Source organism: Clostridium sp. 1001283B150210_160208_E6 (assembly GCF_015669365.1).
GTDB lineage: Bacteria > Bacillota > Clostridia > Clostridiales > Clostridiaceae > Clostridium > Clostridium paraputrificum.
This window is the reverse complement of sequence record NZ_JADPAA010000002.1, coordinates 115487-135703: the sequence shown is the minus strand read 5'-3', so window position 1 is coordinate 135703 and position 20217 is coordinate 115487. Positions and strand designations below refer to the sequence as shown.

Genomic DNA, 20217 nt, shown 5'->3' with positions numbered 1-20217 from the left:
ATGTCAAAAATTAGAGTATATGAATTAGCAAAAGAATTAAATGTAAGCTCAAAGGAACTAATAGAATTATTAATGACAGAATTTAACGTTGAAGTGAAAAATCATATGAGCGTAATAGAAGATGAAGATGCAGCTTTAATAAAGGAATTATTAGGTGAGCCAAATAAAGATGAAGCTACAAAGGAAGTATCAGCAGATAATGGTAGCATTGTTGAAGAGTACGAAGAACAATTAAATGAAGAAGTTAATAAGGGTAACGGAAAGAAAAAGAAAACTAGAAAGCAAATTGCTGAAGAAAAGGCAAGAAGAGAACAAGAATTTGCTGAAAACACAATCTTAGAAATTGGTGAAACTATTACAGTTAAAGAATTAGCAGATTCTTTACAAAAGCCATATGCAGATGTTATTAAGAATTTAATGTTCTTAGGTGTAATGGCTGCTGTTAACCAAGAAATCGACTTTGAAACAGCTGCAAAGTTATGTGATAAGTATGAAATCTTATATGAAAAGAAAGAAGTATCATCTGAACTAGAAAGCTTAGAAGTAGATGCAGAAGATGATGAAAACTTAGTTAAGAGACCACCAATAGTAACAGTAATGGGTCACGTTGACCATGGTAAGACATCTTTACTTGATGCTATTAGAAAAACAAGAGTAACTAAAACAGAAGCTGGTGGAATTACTCAACATATAGGTGCTTACACAGTAACATTAAATGGAGAAGAAATTACATTCCTTGATACTCCAGGACACGAAGCTTTCACAGCAATGAGAGCTAGAGGAGCTCAAGTTACAGATATAGTTATATTAGTTGTTGCAGCAGATGACGGAATAATGCCACAAACTAAAGAAGCTATAAACCATTGTAAAGCTGCAGAAGTTCCTATGATAGTTGCTATTAATAAGATAGATAGACCAGGTGCTAATATTGATAGAGTTAAGCAAGAATTAACTGAATTTGGATTAGTAGCAGAAGACTGGGGTGGAGATACTATATGTGTACCAGTATCAGCTAAGGAAGGCCAAAATATTGATCAATTATTAGAAATGATTATATTAACTGCTGAAATGCAAGAATTAAAGGCTAACCCAGATAGAAAAGCTAAGGGAACAGTTGTAGAAGCTAAGCTTGATAAGGGAAGAGGACCTGTTGCATCATTATTAGTTCAAAGTGGTACTTTAAGTGTAGGAGATTCTATACTTGTAGGTTCTACTTATGGAAGAATAAGAGCTATGTTTGATGACCAAGGTAAGAAGATTAAATCAGCAGGACCATCAATTCCAGTAGAAATCTTAGGGTTATCAGAAGTTCCAGCAGCAGGAGATAGATTTATCCAAGTTAAGGATGAAAAGACTGCTAGAACTATGGCAGAAGCAAGAAAAGATAAGATAAAGAATGAAACTTTAAATGCTTCCCATAGAGTATCATTAGAAGATTTATATAGCCAAATCAAAGAAGGTACAGTTAAGGAATTAGCTATTATAGTTAAGGCTGACGTACAAGGTTCAGTAGAAGCTATAAGACAATCTCTTGAAAAACTTTCAACAGATGATGTTAAGGTAAGAGTAATTCATGGTGCTGTTGGTGCAATAACAGAAACAGATATAACTCTTGCAACAGCTTCAAATGCTATAGTAATTGGATTTAACGTAAGACCAGACTCAAATGCAATAGCTGCATCAGAAAGAGAAAAGGTTGATGTTAAGACATATAGAATAATATACGATGCTATAGAAGATGTTAAATCAGCTATGGTTGGTATGCTTGAACCAGAATACAAAGAAGTTGTTCTTGGTAAGGCAGAAGTTAGAGAAACTTATAAGATTTCTAATGTTGGTACAATTGCAGGATGCTATGTATTAGATGGTAAGATTCTAAGAAACTCTGATATAAGAGTTATTAGAGATGGTATAGTTATATTTGAAAGCTCTTTAGCTTCATTAAAGAGATTTAAAGATGACGTTAAAGAAGTAGCAGCTGGATATGAGTGCGGCTTAAGTGTTGAAAAGTTCAATGATATTAAAGAAGGCGATATTATTGAATCATTCAAGATAGAAGCTATAAAGAGAAAAGAGCTTTAAAGAGGTGATATAAATGCCAAATTATAGAGGCGGCAGAATAAATGAAGAAGTTAAAAGAGAAGTAAGTAATTTAATTAGAAATGAAATTAAAGATCCAAGACTTACAGCTATGATTTCTGTAACTTCTGTAAAAGTTACTAAAGATTTAAGATATGCAAAGGTATATGTAAGTATATTTGCAAATAGTGAAGAAGAGAAGAAAAGCAATCTTGATGCACTAAAGAGTGCAGCAGGTTTTGTAAGAAGAGAGATAGCACAAAGAATTAATTTAAGGCATAATCCACAAATAATTTTTGAAATAGATGATTCTATTGACTATGGTATGCATATAGATAGTTTGATAGAAAAGATTAAAGATAAATAATATGACTTTAAAAGATATTTCAAAAGATATTATTGAAAGTAAGAAAATAGGGCTAACATTTCATATATCCCCAGATGGAGATGCGTTAGGAAGTACATTAGCCCTATTAAATGGGCTTAGAGAACTAGGAAAAGATTCATATATAATATCAAGAGAAGTTATCGCAGATAACCTCTCTTTCCTACCTCTAGGAGAAGAAATTAATGGTGATATACCTGAACCTCTAGAAGGAACAGATATGGTTATCGTTTTAGATTGTGGTAATTATGAAAGAATATGTGCAAATCTTGAAAATTATGATGGTAAGCTTATAAACATAGATCACCATGTTACTAATGAAAACTATGGAACAAGTAATTATGTTGAAGCATCATCTGCTGCAACAGCAGAAATTGTTTATTTACTTCTAAAAGAATTAGGCTTTGATTTTAAAGAAAAGGATGAAATTAATGAGAAAATAGGAAGATGTGTATATACATCCCTAGTTACAGATACAGGTGGATTTAGACATTCAAATGTAACAGAAAGAACTCATAAAATAGCATCTGAGCTGATAGCCATTGGGGTTAATAATACTAAAATTCATAATAATCTATTTGATAATAGACCTTATGAAAAAATTAAACTTATTGGCGAAGCTTTAAATAATTTAGAGCTTTTACTTGATGGAAAATTATCAGCTATAAAACTTTCTAAAAAACTTTTAGACTCTTATAATTTAGGGAACGTAGATACTTCTGATGTTATTTCTATGGCATTAGGGATAAAGGGAGTAAAAGTTGCCTTAGTATTAAAAGAAGTTGAAGATGGAGTAAAGGGAAGTTTAAGATCAAGAGAAGATTTTGATGTTAGAAAAGTTGCAGAGGTCTTAGGTGGTGGTGGCCATATAAAAGCTGCTGGATTTAAAATGAAAAATGTTTCATTAGAAGAAGCTTTCAATAAAGTAATAATTGAAATAGAAAAAGAGATATAGATATGAATGGTGTATTAAATATATTTAAAAATTCAGGAATGTCATCTTTTGATGTTGTAAGAATTGTAAAAAAAGTTGCTTGTGAGAAAAAAGTTGGACATACAGGCACTCTTGATCCAGAAGCAATTGGTGTCTTACCAGTATGTTTAGGAAAGGCAACCAAGATAATAGATTACATTATGAATGATAAGAAGAGCTACAAGGTGAAATTTAAGCTTGGAGTTACTACAACTACATATGATTTAGAAGGTGAAATATTATCAGAAACGGACACTTCTAATATTACAGTTGAAGAGACATTAGAAGCTATAAATAAATTTAAAGGAACATATAATCAAGTTCCACCTATGTATTCTGCCCTAAAGAAAAATGGAGTAAGGCTATATGAACTTGCAAGAAAAGGAATAGAAGTAGAGAGAGAAGGAAGACCCATAACTATATATGATATTAAAGATATAGAAATTAATCTTCCTTATATATCTATGGAAGTAACTTGTTCTAAGGGAACATATATAAGAAGCCTTTGCTACGATATTGGTGAAGAATTAAAAGTAGGGGCTTGTATGACAGAGCTTAGAAGAACTGAAACATCTTGTTTTCATGAAAGAGATAGCATTAATATTAAGGATTTAACTAGTGAAAACATACATAATTATATTATATCAATAGAGGATGCATTAAAATCCTATCCTAAACTTAAAGTTAATGAAGGGTTTAGCAAGTTACTTATAAATGGTGTTAGAGTAATGGATAGAAGATTAACAAATGAAAAAATAGACAATAATATTCTATATAGAGTTTATGATGAAAATGATAAATTTTTAGGCCTTGGGAAAAGAGAACTTAACGGATTTAAAATTGAAAAACTATTAATATAGTAGGAGCTAATGAAGTATGAATGAGAAGCTTAATAGATTTTTAGAAGAAGGTACATATAGTTATGTTGCCCTTGGTAGCTTTGATGGTTTACATTCAGGACATTTATCATTAGTAAATAAGATTATTGAGCTAGCAAATGAAAACAAAGGTAGAAGTATAGTATATACTTTTAAAAATCATCCAAGAACTTTAATAAAAGGAGCAACTCCTCCTAAACTACTTATGGATAATGAGAGTAAGGAAGAGATATTAGAAGCTTTAGGTGTTGATTTAATATACTTTGAAGAATTTAATGAAGAATATATGAAATTAACCCCAGAGGGATTTATAAAATATTTATGTGAAAAGTTTAAAGTAAAAGGAATTGTTGTTGGATTCAATTATAGATTTGGATATAAGAATATTGGAAATATAGAGATGTTAAAAGAATTATCAACTAAGTATGGATATGAACTTTATGTAATGGAACCTTGCAATTATGAAAATGAAGTTATAAGTAGTACTAGAATTAGGGACGAATTACTTAATGGTAATGTTGATAAAGCTATGAAGATGCTTAATAGACCTTACATTATAAAAGGTAAAGTGGTACATGGTAAGAAGCTTGGAAGAACTATAGGTTTTCCAACAGCTAATTTAGATTATTCAAAGGAAGCTTTAATTCCTAGAAAAGGTGTATATTATACTAATGTACAATGGCAAGGTAAAATATATAAGGGAATAACATCTGTAGGTAATAATCCAACTGTTAATGGTGATAAATTAACAATAGAAACTTATATTTTAGATTTTAATAATGATTTATATGGGCATAATATAAAAGTATACTTTATTAAAAAGATACGTGATGAGAAAAAGTTTAACTCAATAGATGATTTAGTTATTCAATTAAAAAAAGATAAAGATTATGCTCTAGAGGAAAAGTTCTTTGTAAACTTATAAAAAATATTTACAATAAGAATGGCTTTTGTTATAATAGCCATTAGGAACCTAGTCCTATGTTTAAAGAATGCCAACTTTATACATGGCACTAAGGCGATAAATTATGGAGGTGCATTACGCATGGATAAGGCAAAAAAGTTAGAAATAATTAAAGAATTTGGAAGAAATGAACAAGATACTGGTTCTCCAGAAGTTCAAATCGCATTATTAACAGAAAGAATCAATTCTTTAACTGGTCACTTAAAGACTCACAAGAAGGATCACCACTCAAGAAGAGGATTATTAATGATGGTTGGTCAAAGAAGAGGTCTTCTAAATTACTTAGAGTCTCAAGATATCGAAAGATACAGAGCTATTATCAAAAAATTAGGTTTAAGAAGATAATCTTTAGAGCGGATAACTCCGCTCTATTATTTTAAAATTACAAGAAAATTATGTAAAATGTAGATAGTGAAGGGAGGTCCTATCATGAATAAAGTATTAAGCAAAACCATTGCTGGTAGAGAGATGAAGGTTGAATTTGGTAAGATAGGGATGTTATCAAATGCAGCAATTTTTATGAGTTATGGGGATACAGTAATATTAACAAATGTTAATGCTTCAGAACAACCTAGAGAAGGTATAGATTTCTTCCCATTAAGCGTTGAATATGAAGAAAGATTATATTCAGTAGGTAAAATTCCAGGTGGATTTATAAAGAGAGAAGGTAGACCTACAGAAAAAGCAATTCTAAACGGTAGAGCAGTAGATAGAACAATAAGACCATTATTCCCAAAGGGATATAGAAATGATGTTCAAGTTGTATGTACAGTGGTTTCAGTTGAAAAGGATAACTTACCAGAAATTTTAGCAATTAATGCAGCATCAATGGCATTATGTTTATCAAGCATTCCTTATACAATTCCAGTGGCAGCAGTTCAAATAGGATTAATAGATGGAAACTTTGTAGTTAATCCAAATGCTGAAGAAAGAGAAGAATCAATCATGCACCTTACTGTTTGTGCAACAAAAGAAAAGGTTATGATGATTGAAGCTGGAGGTAACGAAATTCCAGAAGATACAATGATAAAGGCTATAGAATATGGATTTGAAAGATGTCAAGATATAATTTCATTCCAAGAAGAAGCTATGGCTACAATGGGAAAAGAAAAAGAAGTTCCTGAATTATACCATGTTGATTTAGATGTAGAAAAGGATATAACTGAGTTTGCAGGAGAAATGGTTCAGAAGGCAATGTACATCACTGATAAGGATGAAAGAAACTTAGCAATTGATGAAATCAATGAAAAGGTATCTGAAGAATTTGGTGAAAAGTACGCTGATAAGACTGGTGATATAAAAGAAGTTCTTTATAACATGCAAAAGAAAGTTGTAAGACATATGTTATTAAAAGAAAAGAGAAGACCAGATGGAAGAGCTTTTGATGAAGTAAGACCAATAAGCTGTGAAGTTGGTATATTACCAAGAACTCATGGTACAGGTTTATTTACAAGAGGATTAACTCAAGTAATGACAGTTGCTACATTAGGTTCAGTTGGAGATATTCAAGTATTAGATGGTATAGATGAAAGCGAAACTACTAAGAGATACATGCATCATTATAACTTCCCAGGATATAGTGTTGGAGAAGTTAAACCATTAAGAGGACCAGGAAGAAGAGAAATTGGTCATGGAGCATTAGCAGAAAGAGCTCTTGAACCATTAATACCATCAGAAGAAGAATTCCCATATACTATTAGATTAGTATCTGAAGTTTTAAGTTCTAATGGTTCTACTTCACAAGCATCAGTTTGTGGTTCAACATTAGCATTATTAGATGCAGGTGTTCCAATAAAGAGACCAGCAGCAGGTATTGCAATGGGATTAATCACATCTGAAGATTTAAGTGAAGAAGCAGTATTAACTGATATTCAAGGAATAGAAGATTTCTTTGGAGATATGGACTTTAAGGTAGCTGGTACAACAGAAGGTATTACATCAATTCAAGTTGATACTAAGCTTCAAGGTTTCTCATTTAATGTAGTTGAAAATGCTATTAAAGATGCTAGAAAAGCTAGATTATTTATCTTAGATAAGATAAATGAATGTATAGGAAGTCCTAGAGAAGAAGTTTCTCTATACGCTCCAAAAACATCTATTATTCAAATAGATCCAGAAAAAATTAGAGACGTAATTGGAACTGGTGGTAAGGTTATAAACAAGATTATAGCTGATACTGGAGTTAAGATTGATATTAAGGAAGATGGTACAGTATTCGTATCTTCACCTGATCATGATGGAGTTAATGCAGCACTTAAAATTATTGAAGGTATTACTAAGGAAGTTCAAGTTGGTGAAGTGTACTTAGGTAAGGTTACAAAGATAACTACTTTTGGTGCTTTTGTAGAAGTTCTTCCAAATAAAGAAGGATTAGTTCATATATCTAAGCTAGCTAAGGAAAGAGTTAATAAGGTTGAAGATGTAGTTACTGTTGGTGATGAAATCTTAGTAAAGGTTGTAGAAATAGATAACCAAGGAAGAGTTAACCTTTCTAGAAAAGATGCTTTAGCTGAAAACGAAGAAAATAAAGAACAAGAATAATATGAACATAAAAAGGGCAATTCATTGCCTTTTTTCTATATATATTGAAATATAGAATAAGATACCACGAATTACTTTATACTATATAAAGAGAATTCGTGATTTTTATTATAGGAGGAAAATATGTATAATTTTTATACTTTAAAAAATGGGTTAAGAGTAATAACAGAAAAAGTAGATGGGGTAAACTCTATAAGCGTAGGGATAATGATACAAAATGGTTCTAGAAATGAAACTCCTGAAGTTAATGGAATATCACATTTTATTGAACATATGTTTTTTAAGGGAACAGATAAGAGAACGGCAAAAGAAATTGCAGAATCAATTGAGAATATAGGTGGACAAATAAATGCATTTACAAGTAAGGAAGCTACTTGTTACTATGTTAAAAATTTATACACTCATTTAGATTTATCCTTAGAAGTGCTTTCAGATATGATATTAAACTCAAAGTTTGATGGGGATGAAATAGAAAGGGAAAAGGGAGTAGTTATTGAAGAAATTAATATGAGTGAGGACAATCCAGAAGATGTTCTTGAGGATTTACATTCAAAAGCATGCTTTGATAATAATTCCTTAGCCTACCCAATTTTAGGGACAATAGATAAGGTTAAAAGTTTTACTAGAGATAAAATAAAGAATTTTATAAAAGAAAAATATACTCCATACAACACAGTAATATCTATATGTGGTAAGTTTGATGAGAGGGAAGTGGAGACTTTAGTAGAACAATATTTTGGAGGGTGGAAAAGCGATAATATCTATGTTCCAACTTATGGTGAAACTTTAGTACAATTAAACTCCATGACAGCTACAAAGGAGATAGAGCAACTTCATGTAAGCCTTGGGTTAAAGGGGCTTCCTTTTGGCCATGATAAGGGATATGGCCTTGTATTATTAAGTAATATATTTGGTGGTGGAGCATCATCTATACTATTCCAAAGAGTAAGGGAGCAACTAGGTTTATGCTATAGTATTTATTGTTACCCTCAACCATATCAAGGTGCAGGAGTATTAAATATATATGCTGGTCTTGGAAAGAATTATGGCGAAAAGGCTTTAGATGCTATTAAACATGAGTTAAATAGATTCGTTAAAGAAGGTATAAGTAAGGATTTATTAGATGTTAATAAGGAAAAGATAAAAGCAAATTATATTTTAGGATTAGAAAGTACTAGTTCGAGAATGTTTAGCAATGCAAAATCTGTATTATTTAAAAATAGAGTAACTACTCAAGAAGAGGTTATAGAAAAAGTTGATAGAATCAATATGGATGATATTGATTTTGTATTAAAGGAATGCTTTGGAAGTGGAGTATTAAATACTTCTTACGTAGGACAAAATGTTGAATCTGATAAGTTAAACTCTATAATATTAGACTCTGATAAAGCATATAATAATAAAAATAATTCTGGAAAAATAGAAATATAAGAATAAAATCTCTCTTTATATCATATGTATTATGTAGGTAATAAGGAGGGATTTTTATGTCAGGAGAAAACATAAAGTTACTTAGTGAAATAGAAAGATATGAACTTATAAACATTAATGATGGAGAAAAGTACGATTATCTTCAAAATAATGATTTAGTAGTAGATGATGATGGAAAGATACGATATCTTATTATAAATACTACTGGAAGTAAGATGGGGCTATTCAGTAGGTCTAGAGAGTTTTTAGAGATTCCATGGGAGTGTGTAAAGAAGATTGGATCAAGAACTATAATACTTGATGCAGAAGATAATGATGTAAAGAGAGCTAAGCTATAAAATCTGGAGGTAATGACTTGAAAATAGTTATACAAAAGTTTGGCGGTACATCAGTTTCTACCAAGGAGAATAGAGAAAAAGTAATGGCGAAAGTAAAGGAGTCAATTGATAATGGATATAGTCCTGTAGTTGTTGTATCAGCAATGGGTAGAAAGGGCAGTCCATATGCAACTGATACTTTACTTTCTTTAGTTAATGAAAATTTTATAAAAGAAAATAAGTTAGCAGCAGATCTTTTAATGTGCTGTGGAGAAATAATTAGTTCTGTTGTAATGTCATCAGATATGAGTAGTAAAAACATTGATGCTTTTCCTATGACAGGAGGACAAGCTGGAGTAATTACTAATAAAAATTTTGGTGAAGCAACTTTAATTTCAACTAATGAAAAAGAAATATTAGATGTAATATCACAAGGAAGAGTTCCTGTTGTAACTGGATTCCAGGGAATAACAGAGAATGGATATTTCACTACATTAGGAAGAGGTGGAAGCGATACTACAGCTTCAATACTTGGAGTAATGTTAGATGCAGAAAGAATTGAAATATATACAGATGTTGATGGGGTAATGACTGCAGATCCTAGAATAGTAAAGAGTGCATCAGTAATTGATATTATAAGTTATGATGAGGTGTTCCAACTTGCAGACCAAGGTTCTAAGGTAATACATCCTAAGGCTATTGAGTATGCTAGAGAAGGTAATATTCCTATTATGATTAAAAATACTTTAAATGATACAATAGGTACATTAATTAATAATGTAGGAGATAGAAAGAAGAGAAGACTAATTACAAGCATAACAAATCATGATGATAGAATTCAGGTTACCTTAAATCTTGATGATAATAAGGGGAATGATAGATATAATGATGTGTTAGAAATAATAGCTGCAAATAAGATTAGTTTAGATTTAATTAATATTTTTCCAAGGCAACAAGTATTCACAATATCTAAAGCAGCAAAGGATATTGTAAAAGATATATTTGATAAATTAAATTTGAAATATACATTAATAGATGACTGTAGTACTATAGCTTTAGTAGGAGCAGGAATGAAGGGAATACCTGGTGTTATGGCGAAAATTTACAAAACATTAAGCGATAGCAATATAGAGGTATTACAAACTGCAGATTCACATATGACTATTTGGTGTTTAATTCATACCGAAAACTTAGAAAAAGCTATAAATGCTCTTCATAAAGCCTTTAAACTTTAAAATTGTATCTTTATAAAGTATAAAAACATTCCTCCTGTACAAAATAAAACTGTACAGGAGGAATGTTTTTATGGAGGATATTAAATTAACAAATAAATCAACAAAATCTGGAAGTGAAGAAACACAAGAAGAATTAAAAGAAAACAATGAGAAAATGAAATCTGTTAAGGAATATGGTAACACAACGATGGCAGTACCAAATGAAAGAATTCAAGTCCTTTCAATAATAGGGCAAATTGAAGGGCATAATGTTTCACCAGCCCAAACCAAAGCAACTAAGTACGAACACGTAATACCACAACTAATTTCTATAGAACAAAATAAAAATGTAAAAGGTGTACTAATCGTACTAAACACAGTAGGAGGAGATGTTGAAGCTGGTCTTGCAATATCAGAAATGATAAATTCAATTTCTAAACCAACGGTTTCAATAGTTATAGGAGGAGGTCACTCTATTGGAGTACCTTTAGCTACTTCTTCTGACTATTCTTTTATAACTCCATCAGCTACTATGATAATTCATCCAATAAGAATGAATGGATTTATTATAGGAGTTTCACAAACTTTCGATTACTTTAAGAAGATGCAAGAGAGAATCAATGATTTTATTGTAAGAACTTCGAATATTAAACTAGAAACATTAGAAGAGTTTATGATGCAAACAGATGAATTATTAAATGATGTAGGAACTATGTTGATTGGTAAGCAAGCTGTAGATTGTGGACTTATAGATGAAGTTGGGGGAATAAGTAAAGCCCTTGAAAAATTAAATGAATTAATAGGAGATGAAAAATAGGGAAGTAAGCCCTATTTTTTTTCTTTCTAAAAAGGAATTAAGGAGAAAGTGTAGAAATTATTATGATGGGGTGATTTTAAGTGAGTAGAAGTAATAGTAAAAGAAAAAATACAAAAGAAACAAAGAAAAAAGTACAAAGTCATAATAGTGAAATTACTGGAATTATATTTATAGCATGTGGAATACTGAGCGCAGTATCAATATATACAAACCTAGCTGGATTTTTATCTACATTTTCACAGAAGATATCACATTTACTATTAGGAATAGGAGCTTATGTAGTACCTATTTATTTAATTTATTTAGGATATAATTATTTAAAGGGAAGAGGAAAAATAAATCTTGATAAAAAGTTTTATGGTATTACTCTATTTGTTGGGGTAATTATTTTATTTTCAGGAACATTTTATGTAGAATCATTAAGTAATATTACCTTTGGAAAGGGTATGAGTGATATAATTCAAAGGATAGTAAAAGCTGATTATGGATTTAATGGAGGTCTTGTTGGACACCTTATATCTTATCCTTTATTTAAAATACTTGGATTTGTAGGTTCATTTATTGTGTATATAGCTCTTCTAATTATAGCTGCTATACTAACATTTAGTATTTCAATTTTTGATTTAGGTGAAAGAGCAAATGTAAAAAGGAAAGAATTTAAAAAGAGAAGAGAAATTTCACCAACAATCAAAAACGAGGAAAGAAATGACTTTATAAATGTAATTGAAAAAGAAGAAAAACTAGAGCCAAATAGGGAAGAGTTTTTAAAGGGGGTAAATCATAAAATAAAGATTCTTGATTTTATGAAAAATGCAACTATTGATGATGAGCTTGAAGTGGCTGTAGAAAATAACACAGAAAAAGAAATATCTTCATTTATTAACAGGGAGGAAGCTATGCCTTCTGTTAAAAAAGAAAAGCTTGATAACGGAATAAAGGAAAGTGTGAATAAAGAAATTGAAGATATACTAAATGAAGACAAAGAAGAAATTGAGAAAAAAGAATATGTATTCCCTAATACAGATCTTTTAAATGTTAATAATAAAACTAAATTAAATAGCTCTGATAAAAAAGAGTTAATTGATAGTGCAAATAAGCTAGAAGAAACTCTAGGAAGTTTTGGAGTAGATGCAAAAGTTGTGCAAGTTACAAAGGGACCTTCAGTAACTAGATTTGAACTTCAGCCTAGTCCCGGTGTAAAAGTTAGTAAAATAGTAAATTTATCAGATGATATAGCATTAGGTCTTGCAGCTTCTGGGGTAAGAATTGAAGCACCTATTCCTGGAAAGGCAGCAGTTGGTATAGAAGTGCCAAATAAAAAGCAAACACCAGTATTTTTAAGAGAAGTACTAGATTCAAAAGAGTTTACTAGTAGTAATAAAAAGTTAGCCTTTGCTTTAGGAAAAGATATAGGAGGAGCTTGCGTTGTAGGAGATTTAAGTAAGATGCCACATACATTAATTGCAGGGGCTACTGGTTCTGGTAAGAGTGTATGTATTAATTCTTTAATTATAAGTTTATTATATAAATATTCTCCTGATGAAGTTAAATTACTTATGGTGGACCCTAAGGTTGTTGAGTTAAATGTTTATAATGGAATACCTCATCTTTTAATTCCTGTAGTAACAGACCCAAAGAAAGCGGCGGCTGCATTAAATTGGGCTGTTAATGAGATGACAAAAAGATATAATCTTTTTGCTGAAATGGGAGTAAGAAATATTGATTCATACAATGCTTTAATGGATAAAGGAATTATTGAGGAGAAGCTACCTTATATAGTTATAATTGTAGATGAGCTTGCTGACTTAATGATGGTTTGTCCTAATGATGTGGAAGATTATATAGGAAGGTTGGCACAAATGGCAAGAGCTGCTGGTATGCATCTTGTAATAGCAACTCAAAGACCATCTGTAGACGTAATTACAGGTGTTATAAAAGCTAACATACCATCTAGAATTTCATTTGCTGTTTCTTCACAAGTTGACTCAAGAACAATACTAGATTCAGCTGGAGCTGAAAAATTACTTGGTAAAGGTGATATGCTTTATTATCCTGTTGGAGAAAGTAAACCTCAAAGAGTTCAAGGATGTTTCATCTCAGAAGAGGAAGTTGAAAAGGTAATAGAATTTATTAAGTCAGAAGAAAAAGATGCAGTTTATGAAGAATCTATTTTAAATCATATAAATAATGAAACAGAAGGCAAGAATATAGATGGTAGTGATGATGCTGACGAGTTGTTACCAGAAGCTATAAATTTAGTAATTGAATATGAGCAGGCATCAACATCTTTCTTGCAAAGAAGACTAAGAGTTGGCTTTAATAGAGCTTCTAGAATAATGGATCAGCTAGAAGAAAGGGGAATAATTTCACCTAAAGATGGAAGTAGACCAAGGCAAGTTTTGATGAAAAAAGAAGATTTACTCCATAATTCAGATAATATGGAAGAAAATTAACTTGTAATACTTATAAAAGCGATATAAAATGTTTTTGATATAGTATTAAAGTAGAGTAATACACAGGAGGAAACACATTTGAAAAAGTATAAAGTTGGAATGGTTAGCTTAGGCTGCGATAAGAATAGAGTAGATGCAGAAATAATTCTAGGTAGAATGAGTGAGCAATACGAAATAACAAATAATCCAAAGGAAGCAGATATAATAATAGTAAATACTTGTGGTTTTATAGAGTCAGCAAAGCAAGAATCTATAGATACAATTTTAGAGATGGCAGAATACAAGAATAAGTATAAGTGTAAAATGTTGATAGCTACAGGTTGTCTTACACAAAGATACGGAAAAGAGCTACAAGAATTAATGCCAGAAATAGATATTACTCTTGGAGTTAATGACTACGAAAAGATTAATGAGTATATAATGAACTTCATTAATAATGATGAAAAGTTAATAGAAGTAAATTATTCAGATCAAAAGATTAATGAAGGTATAAGAATTCTTACAACAAAATCTCATACAGCATATCTAAGGATAGCAGAAGGATGCAACAATTTCTGTACTTATTGTATTATTCCTAAAATAAGAGGAAAATTTAGAAGTAGAGATAAAGAAAGTATTATAAAAGAAGCAGAATTATTAAGTAAGAGTGGTGTAAAAGAATTAATTTTAATAGCTCAAGACCTAACTATGTATGGTACAGATCTTTATGGTGGCCAAAAGTTACATGAATTATTAAGAGAATTATCAAAGGTTGAAGGAATTGAATGGATAAGATTATTATATTGTTATCCAGAAGAAATCTATGATGAATTAATAGATGAAATAGCTAATAACAATAAGGTGGTTAAATATTTAGATTTACCAATACAACATATAAGCAATAACATTTTAAGATTAATGGCAAGAAAAACAAGCAAAGAAGCTATAATAAATAAGATTGAAACATTAAGAGAGAGAATTCCTGGTATTGTAGTAAGAACTTCTTTAATTGTAGGGTTCCCAGGTGAAACAGAAGAAGATTTTAATGAATTAACAAAGTTTTTACAAGATTATAAATTAGATAATGTAGGGGTGTTTAAATATTCTCAAGAAGAGGGAACACCAGCTGCAAAGATGGAAAATCAAGTGCCTGAAGAGATAAAGGAAATTAGAGAAAGAAACTTAATGTTAGTTCAACAAGAAGTGGCAAAAGAAATAAATGAATTGAAAATTAGTAATATTTATGATATTCTTGTTGAAGGACATAATGGAGAATATTACTATGGAAGAAGTTATGAAATGGCTCCTGAAATAGATGGTGTAGTATTCTTTGATTCAGAAGAGAATATAAAAACTGGGGCAATAGTTAAAGTTAAGATTACTAATTGTGCCGATTATGATTTAATGGGAGTTGTGGTTTATGAATCTTGCAAATAAATTAACTGTAATTAGAATCTTTTTAGTTCCCATCTTTTTGATATTTATTGCTGTTCAAGGTATACCATATGGTACATTTATTGCAACATTTATATTTATTTTAGCGTCACTTACAGATAAGTTAGATGGGTATATAGCTAGGAGCAGGAATCAAATTACTAACTTTGGAAAGTTTATGGACCCCCTTGCAGACAAGCTGCTTGTAACATCAGCTTTAATATCTTTAGTAGAGCTACAAATGGTACCTAGTTGGGCAGCTATAGTTATAATTGCAAGAGAGTTTGCTGTATCTGGATTAAGAACAATAGCAGCTTCAGAAGGAAAAGTAATAGCTGCTAGTTGGTGGGGTAAGATAAAGACAGTAATACAAATAATAGCTATAGTGCTATTGTTATTACAATTTAATATTACTACATCTTCATACTTAACAAATTTAGTTGAATCAAGTAGTGTTTGGAATTGGTTCTTCATGAATGTACCTAGTTGGATGTTAAATATATCTGTAGTAATAACATTAATATCTGGTTGGGATTATTTTAGAAAGAATAAGCATACAATTGATATGAATAAATAAGATACATGTGAGATCGTACTAATATATTTAGCACGATCTCTTTTTTGGATAATTTAAAGGTAACTTTAGCAGTTAAATTAGTAATTTTTTATAAAATTTAATAAAAAATATATAGATGTATAAAAACAATCAGTTAGGATAATACTAAAGAAGAATTTGCCATAAAATGGAGAAAAGAAAGTTTTGTGTTGACTATAAATAATAAATACTATATAATATGATTATAGAACATAAGTTCGTTTATGAAAGAGGTGTAGGAATAAAAATGAGTAACATAAATATGGATAAATTAAAGGCTATAGAAAGTGCTATGAGCCAAATAGAAAAGCAATTTGGTAAAGGTTCTGTAATGAAATTAGGAGAAGATAGTACATTAAGTATCGATTCTATATCAACAGGATGTTTAGATCTTGATATAGCACTTGGAATTGGTGGAGTTCCAAAGGGAAGAATAGTAGAAATATATGGACCTGAAAGTTCAGGTAAAACAACAGTTGCATTACATATTGCTGCTGAAGCTCAAAAGGCAGGGGGAGCAGTAGCTTTCATTGATGCTGAACATGCTTTAGATCCTAGTTATGCAAGAAAGATTGGTGTTGATACTGAAAATCTTATAGTTTCACAACCAGATACAGGAGAACAAGGTCTTGAAATAGCAGAAGCCTTAGTTAGATCTGGTGCTATTGATGTTCTTGTAGTTGACTCTGTTGCTGCATTAGTACCAAGAGCAGAAATTGAAGGAGAAATGGGTGATTCTCACGTAGGGTTACAGGCAAGACTTATGTCTCAAGCATTAAGAAAGTTAGCAGGAACTATTAGTAAAACTAATTGTGTTGCAATATTCATAAACCAATTAAGAGAAAAGGTTGGAGTTATGTTTGGTAATCCAGAAACTACAACAGGTGGTAGAGCGCTTAAATTCTATGCTTCTGTAAGATTAGATGTTAGAAGAATAGATTCAATCAAGCAAGCTGATGCTATAATAGGTAATAGAACTAGAGTAAAAGTAATGAAGAATAAGGTAGCCCCTCCATTTAAACAAGCTGAGTTTGATATTATGTACAATGAAGGTATCTCAAGAACAGGTAATATAGTAGATGTTGGAGTTAAGGAAGGAATAGTACAAAAGAGTGGAGCTTGGTTCTCTTATGGAGATGTTAGATTAGGTCAGGGTAGAGAAAATGCTAAGATTTACTTAAAGGATAATCCTGAAGTAGCATTAGAAATTGAAAATCAAATTAGAGAGAAGCATTCTTTACCTTTATACGTTGGTGAAGTTGCTGTTAAACAAGAAGTATCTACAGATAAAGAGTAAAAAGAGACGGTATACCGTCTCTTTTTTGTTGTATGTTATATGTAAAGAAAATAAAGGTGAATGATAGGAAGAAAAAATATGAAAAATAGATAATAAAAAAGAATAAAAAGGTTTTCATAATAGGCGAAATAAATAGAAAATAGGAGGAAAAGCTAGTAAAATAGTGTATTGATAATATAATAAAGGGAATACTTATAAAGACGTGCTAACTTGACATAATTTGATTTTTCAGATAAAATAATAACAAATACTGGTTTATCATATTCCTATAAACAGTGAGAATTATATGATACCTACTATGCTTTCTTGTTTACTTATAATAGAAAGTTTACAAGCTAGGAGGTGTTTACGTGCAAACGTATATGATAATATTAATAGACATTGTTGTTTTATTAGTTTTAGGAATAGTATTTTATAAAACGATTCAAGCAGCATCAAAAAAGAAAATAGAATTACTTGAAAAAGAAGCTACAACTGTTTTAGAAAGTTCAAAGAAAGAAGCAGAAGCTTTAAAGAAAGAAGCTATTTTGGAGGCAAAAGAAGAAGTTCATAGATTAAGAACTGATTGTGAAAGAGATTCACGAGAAAGAAGAAATGAAGTTCAAAGGCTTGAAAGAAGATTAATACAAAGAGAAGAGTCTTTAGATAAAAAGAGTGACTCTTTACAAAAGAAAGAAGATGCACTAAATGAGAGAGTGAACGAAGTTCAAAAAATGGAGGAAAAGGTTCAAGAGGTTTATAACCAAAGAAGAGAAGAACTTGAAAGAGTTTCTGGGTTATCATCTGATGAAGCAAGACAAATCCTTTTAGAAGAAGTTCGTAAAGAAGTATCTCATGATGCAGCTTTAATGATTAAGGACATCGAGAGTAGGGCAAAGGAAGAAGCAGATAAAAAGGCAAGAGAAATCATTACCACTGCTATTCAAAGATGTGCTGCAGACCATGTGTCTGAAACAACAGTACATGTAGTAGCCTTACCAAATGATGAAATGAAGGGTAGAATAATAGGTAGAGAAGGTAGAAACATTAGAACCCTAGAGACATTAACAGGAGTAGATCTAATTATAGATGATACTCCGGAAGCAGTTATCTTATCAAGTTTTGATCCAATTAGGAGAGAAGTTGCTAGGATGGCACTAGAAAAGTTAATAGTGGATGGCAGAATACATCCGGCAAGAATCGAAGAGATGGTTGAAAGAGCTCAAAAAGATGTTGAAAATGACATTAAGGAAGAAGGAGAACAAGCAGCACTAGAAACTGGTGTGCATGGACTTCATCCAGAACTTATAAGACTACTTGGTAGATTGAAATATAGAACAAGTTATGGACAAAATGTTCTAAAACATTCCATAGAAGTTTCATATTTGGCTGGTTTAATGGCTTCAGAATTAGGATTAGATGTTACTCTAGCTAGAAGAGCTGGCTTACTACACGATATTGGAAAGGCTGTAGATCAAGAGCAAGAGGGACCTCACGCTTTAATAGGTGGAGATCTTGCTAAAAAGTATCATGAGTCACCAATAGTAGTTAATGCAATTGCGGCCCATCACGGCGATGTTGAAATGCAATCTTTAGAAGCTATATTGGTTCAAGCAGCAGATGCTATATCAGCAGCTAGACCAGGTGCAAGAAGAGAAACTCTAGAAGCCTATATCAAGAGATTAGAGAAATTAGAAGAAATTGCAAATTCGTATGAAGGTGTAGAAAAATCATATGCCATTCAAGCTGGTAGAGAGATTAGAATTATGGTTAAACCAGATCATGTTGACGATTTAGGTGCGGTTGAACTTGCACATAATATTGTTAAGAGCATTGAAGAACAGCTAGAATATCCAGGACAAATAAAGATAAATGTTATAAGAGAAACTAGAGCAGTAGATTTTGCAAAATAAAGAATCAGAGTTGTTAATATTATTCAATATTAACAACTCTTTTAAATTTATTATTATTTTAGAAAAAAAGTAGTTAAAAAAAAGGATTTTAAAAGTTTACATAGAATATATTTAATAGAGAAAGTAATTATATTTTATTTTGTAAACGATTAGTAGGTCTGGGAGGAGAAATAGAAATGGAAGTATTAAAAGTATCAACAAAATCCAATCCAAATTCAGTTGCAGGTGCTCTAGCTGCAATTATAAAAGAAAAAAATATTGTAGAAATACAAGCTGTAGGGGCAGGAGCAATAAATCAAGCTGTTAAGGCTATAGCTATCGCTAGAGGCTTTGTTGCACCAAGCGGTAAAGATATCGTTTGCATTCCAGCATTCACTGATATAGAAATTGATGGTGAAGAAAGAACTGCAATTAAGTTAATAGTACAACCTAGATAAGAAATAACCTCACCTTTATTATGGTATAAAAGATAAGATTTATAAAAGTCTTGAAATTCTTTTCAATCTCATATATAATAATAAAAGTTAAGTGAAAGCTTATAGAATATTTAAAGAGGTGAATGTAATGGTTTCAAAAGAAGTTGTAGTTAAGAATGGAACTGGTTTACATGCTAGACCAGCAACTTTATTAGTTAAGAAGGCTTCATCTTTCAAATCAGATGTAAGCATAGAATTCAATGGTAAGAAAGCAAACGTTAAGAGCTTAATAGGAGTTCTTTCATTAGCTGTAACTAAGGATTCTGTAATAAACGTTATTGCTAACGGTGATGATGAAGCTTTAGCTGTTGAAGAAATAGTTAAGTTAATTGAAAACTTAGAAGACTAGTATGTCAAAAAAAGGTTTCTCGTAAGAGGAACCTTTTATTTGTTTTCAAAAATATATTTACATCTAAATACTAGTGATATTAAGTCAATACTACTTAAGAATATAAGAAAATAGAAGATTCTAAGTATTAAGGCAGAACCAAA

The 20217-nt window shown here is 30.9% G+C and carries 18 protein-coding genes; all 18 read left to right on the top strand.

Annotated features, from left to right (window positions below):
• Entirely contained in the window at positions 1-2082 is a 2082-nt protein-coding gene (infB, locus tag I4V16_RS03340; protein ID WP_049176927.1) for a translation initiation factor IF-2, read from the top strand.
• Positions 2083-2095: 13 nt separating this feature from the next.
• Complete coding sequence (gene rbfA, locus I4V16_RS03335; protein ID WP_049176929.1) at positions 2096-2446, top strand: 30S ribosome-binding factor RbfA; 351 nt, start codon at positions 2096-2098, stop codon at positions 2444-2446.
• A 1-nt stretch (position 2447) separates the two neighbouring features.
• A complete protein-coding gene (locus tag I4V16_RS03330; RefSeq protein WP_049176931.1) occupies positions 2448-3419 on the top strand; it encodes a bifunctional oligoribonuclease/PAP phosphatase NrnA in 972 nt (323 codons plus the stop codon).
• A 2-nt stretch (positions 3420-3421) separates the two neighbouring features.
• On the top strand, positions 3422-4297 hold the full coding sequence (gene truB, locus I4V16_RS03325; protein ID WP_049176932.1) for a tRNA pseudouridine(55) synthase TruB: 876 nt from the start codon (positions 3422-3424) through the stop codon (positions 4295-4297).
• 16 nt (positions 4298-4313) lie between these two features.
• Entirely contained in the window at positions 4314-5240 is a 927-nt protein-coding gene (locus I4V16_RS03320) for a bifunctional riboflavin kinase/FAD synthetase (protein ID WP_049176934.1), read from the top strand.
• Positions 5241-5360: 120 nt separating this feature from the next.
• Complete coding sequence (gene rpsO, locus I4V16_RS03315) at positions 5361-5624, top strand: 30S ribosomal protein S15 (protein WP_027097549.1); 264 nt, start codon at positions 5361-5363, stop codon at positions 5622-5624.
• 84 nt (positions 5625-5708) lie between these two features.
• A complete protein-coding gene (locus tag I4V16_RS03310) occupies positions 5709-7820 on the top strand; it encodes a polyribonucleotide nucleotidyltransferase (RefSeq protein ID WP_049176936.1) in 2112 nt (703 codons plus the stop codon).
• Between the two features lie 123 nt (positions 7821-7943).
• Entirely contained in the window at positions 7944-9251 is a 1308-nt protein-coding gene (locus tag I4V16_RS03305; protein WP_049176939.1) for a pitrilysin family protein, read from the top strand.
• A gap of 56 nt (positions 9252-9307) precedes the next feature.
• A complete protein-coding gene (locus I4V16_RS03300) occupies positions 9308-9589 on the top strand; it encodes a YlmC/YmxH family sporulation protein (protein ID WP_027097552.1) in 282 nt (93 codons plus the stop codon).
• 17 nt (positions 9590-9606) lie between these two features.
• Complete coding sequence (dapG, locus tag I4V16_RS03295) at positions 9607-10803, top strand: aspartate kinase (RefSeq protein ID WP_049176941.1); 1197 nt, start codon at positions 9607-9609, stop codon at positions 10801-10803.
• Between the two features lie 70 nt (positions 10804-10873).
• Positions 10874-11599 carry an ATP-dependent Clp protease proteolytic subunit gene (locus tag I4V16_RS03290; protein WP_049176943.1) on the top strand — a complete coding sequence of 242 codons (726 nt, stop codon included), beginning with the start codon at positions 10874-10876 and terminating at the stop codon, positions 11597-11599.
• A gap of 80 nt (positions 11600-11679) precedes the next feature.
• Positions 11680-14052, top strand: a complete 2373-nt coding sequence (locus I4V16_RS03285; RefSeq protein ID WP_049176944.1) for a DNA translocase FtsK — start codon at positions 11680-11682, stop codon at positions 14050-14052.
• 78 nt (positions 14053-14130) lie between these two features.
• Complete coding sequence (gene rimO, locus I4V16_RS03280; RefSeq protein WP_049176946.1) at positions 14131-15468, top strand: 30S ribosomal protein S12 methylthiotransferase RimO; 1338 nt, start codon at positions 14131-14133, stop codon at positions 15466-15468.
• Positions 15452-16042: a CDP-diacylglycerol--glycerol-3-phosphate 3-phosphatidyltransferase gene (gene pgsA, locus I4V16_RS03275; protein WP_027097557.1), complete on the top strand. Its 591-nt coding sequence runs from the start codon at positions 15452-15454 to the stop codon at positions 16040-16042. Before rimO ends, pgsA begins: the two co-directional genes overlap by 17 nt.
• Before the next feature lie 265 nt (positions 16043-16307).
• Complete coding sequence (gene recA, locus I4V16_RS03270) at positions 16308-17357, top strand: recombinase RecA (RefSeq protein WP_049176948.1); 1050 nt, start codon at positions 16308-16310, stop codon at positions 17355-17357.
• Between the two features lie 350 nt (positions 17358-17707).
• Positions 17708-19249 (top strand): ribonuclease Y, encoded by a 1542-nt coding sequence (gene rny, locus I4V16_RS03265; RefSeq protein WP_049176949.1) that lies wholly within the window; start codon positions 17708-17710, stop codon positions 19247-19249.
• Between the two features lie 176 nt (positions 19250-19425).
• Positions 19426-19686, top strand: coding sequence for a stage V sporulation protein S (locus I4V16_RS03260; RefSeq protein ID WP_027097560.1), 261 nt, complete (start codon positions 19426-19428; stop codon positions 19684-19686).
• Between the two features lie 127 nt (positions 19687-19813).
• Positions 19814-20074: an HPr family phosphocarrier protein gene (locus I4V16_RS03255; RefSeq protein ID WP_027097561.1), complete on the top strand. Its 261-nt coding sequence runs from the start codon at positions 19814-19816 to the stop codon at positions 20072-20074.
• The last annotated feature ends 143 nt before the right edge of the window (positions 20075-20217 follow it).

Coding starts and splice junctions, on each gene's coding strand:
- pgsA (WP_027097557.1), top strand. CDS start 15,452: ATGAATCTTGCAAATAAATTAACTGTAATTAGAATCTTTTTAGTTCCC.
- infB (WP_049176927.1), top strand. CDS start 1: ATGTCAAAAATTAGAGTATATGAATTAGCAAAAGAATTAAATGTAAGC.
- I4V16_RS03300 (WP_027097552.1), top strand. CDS start 9,308: ATGTCAGGAGAAAACATAAAGTTACTTAGTGAAATAGAAAGATATGAA.
- rpsO (WP_027097549.1), top strand. CDS start 5,361: ATGGATAAGGCAAAAAAGTTAGAAATAATTAAAGAATTTGGAAGAAAT.
- I4V16_RS03305 (WP_049176939.1), top strand. CDS start 7,944: ATGTATAATTTTTATACTTTAAAAAATGGGTTAAGAGTAATAACAGAA.
- I4V16_RS03260 (WP_027097560.1), top strand. CDS start 19,426: ATGGAAGTATTAAAAGTATCAACAAAATCCAATCCAAATTCAGTTGCA.
- I4V16_RS03255 (WP_027097561.1), top strand. CDS start 19,814: ATGGTTTCAAAAGAAGTTGTAGTTAAGAATGGAACTGGTTTACATGCT.
- truB (WP_049176932.1), top strand. CDS start 3,422: ATGAATGGTGTATTAAATATATTTAAAAATTCAGGAATGTCATCTTTT.
- recA (WP_049176948.1), top strand. CDS start 16,308: ATGAGTAACATAAATATGGATAAATTAAAGGCTATAGAAAGTGCTATG.
- I4V16_RS03330 (WP_049176931.1), top strand. CDS start 2,448: ATGACTTTAAAAGATATTTCAAAAGATATTATTGAAAGTAAGAAAATA.
- I4V16_RS03320 (WP_049176934.1), top strand. CDS start 4,314: ATGAATGAGAAGCTTAATAGATTTTTAGAAGAAGGTACATATAGTTAT.
- I4V16_RS03310 (WP_049176936.1), top strand. CDS start 5,709: ATGAATAAAGTATTAAGCAAAACCATTGCTGGTAGAGAGATGAAGGTT.
- rbfA (WP_049176929.1), top strand. CDS start 2,096: ATGCCAAATTATAGAGGCGGCAGAATAAATGAAGAAGTTAAAAGAGAA.
- I4V16_RS03290 (WP_049176943.1), top strand. CDS start 10,874: ATGGAGGATATTAAATTAACAAATAAATCAACAAAATCTGGAAGTGAA.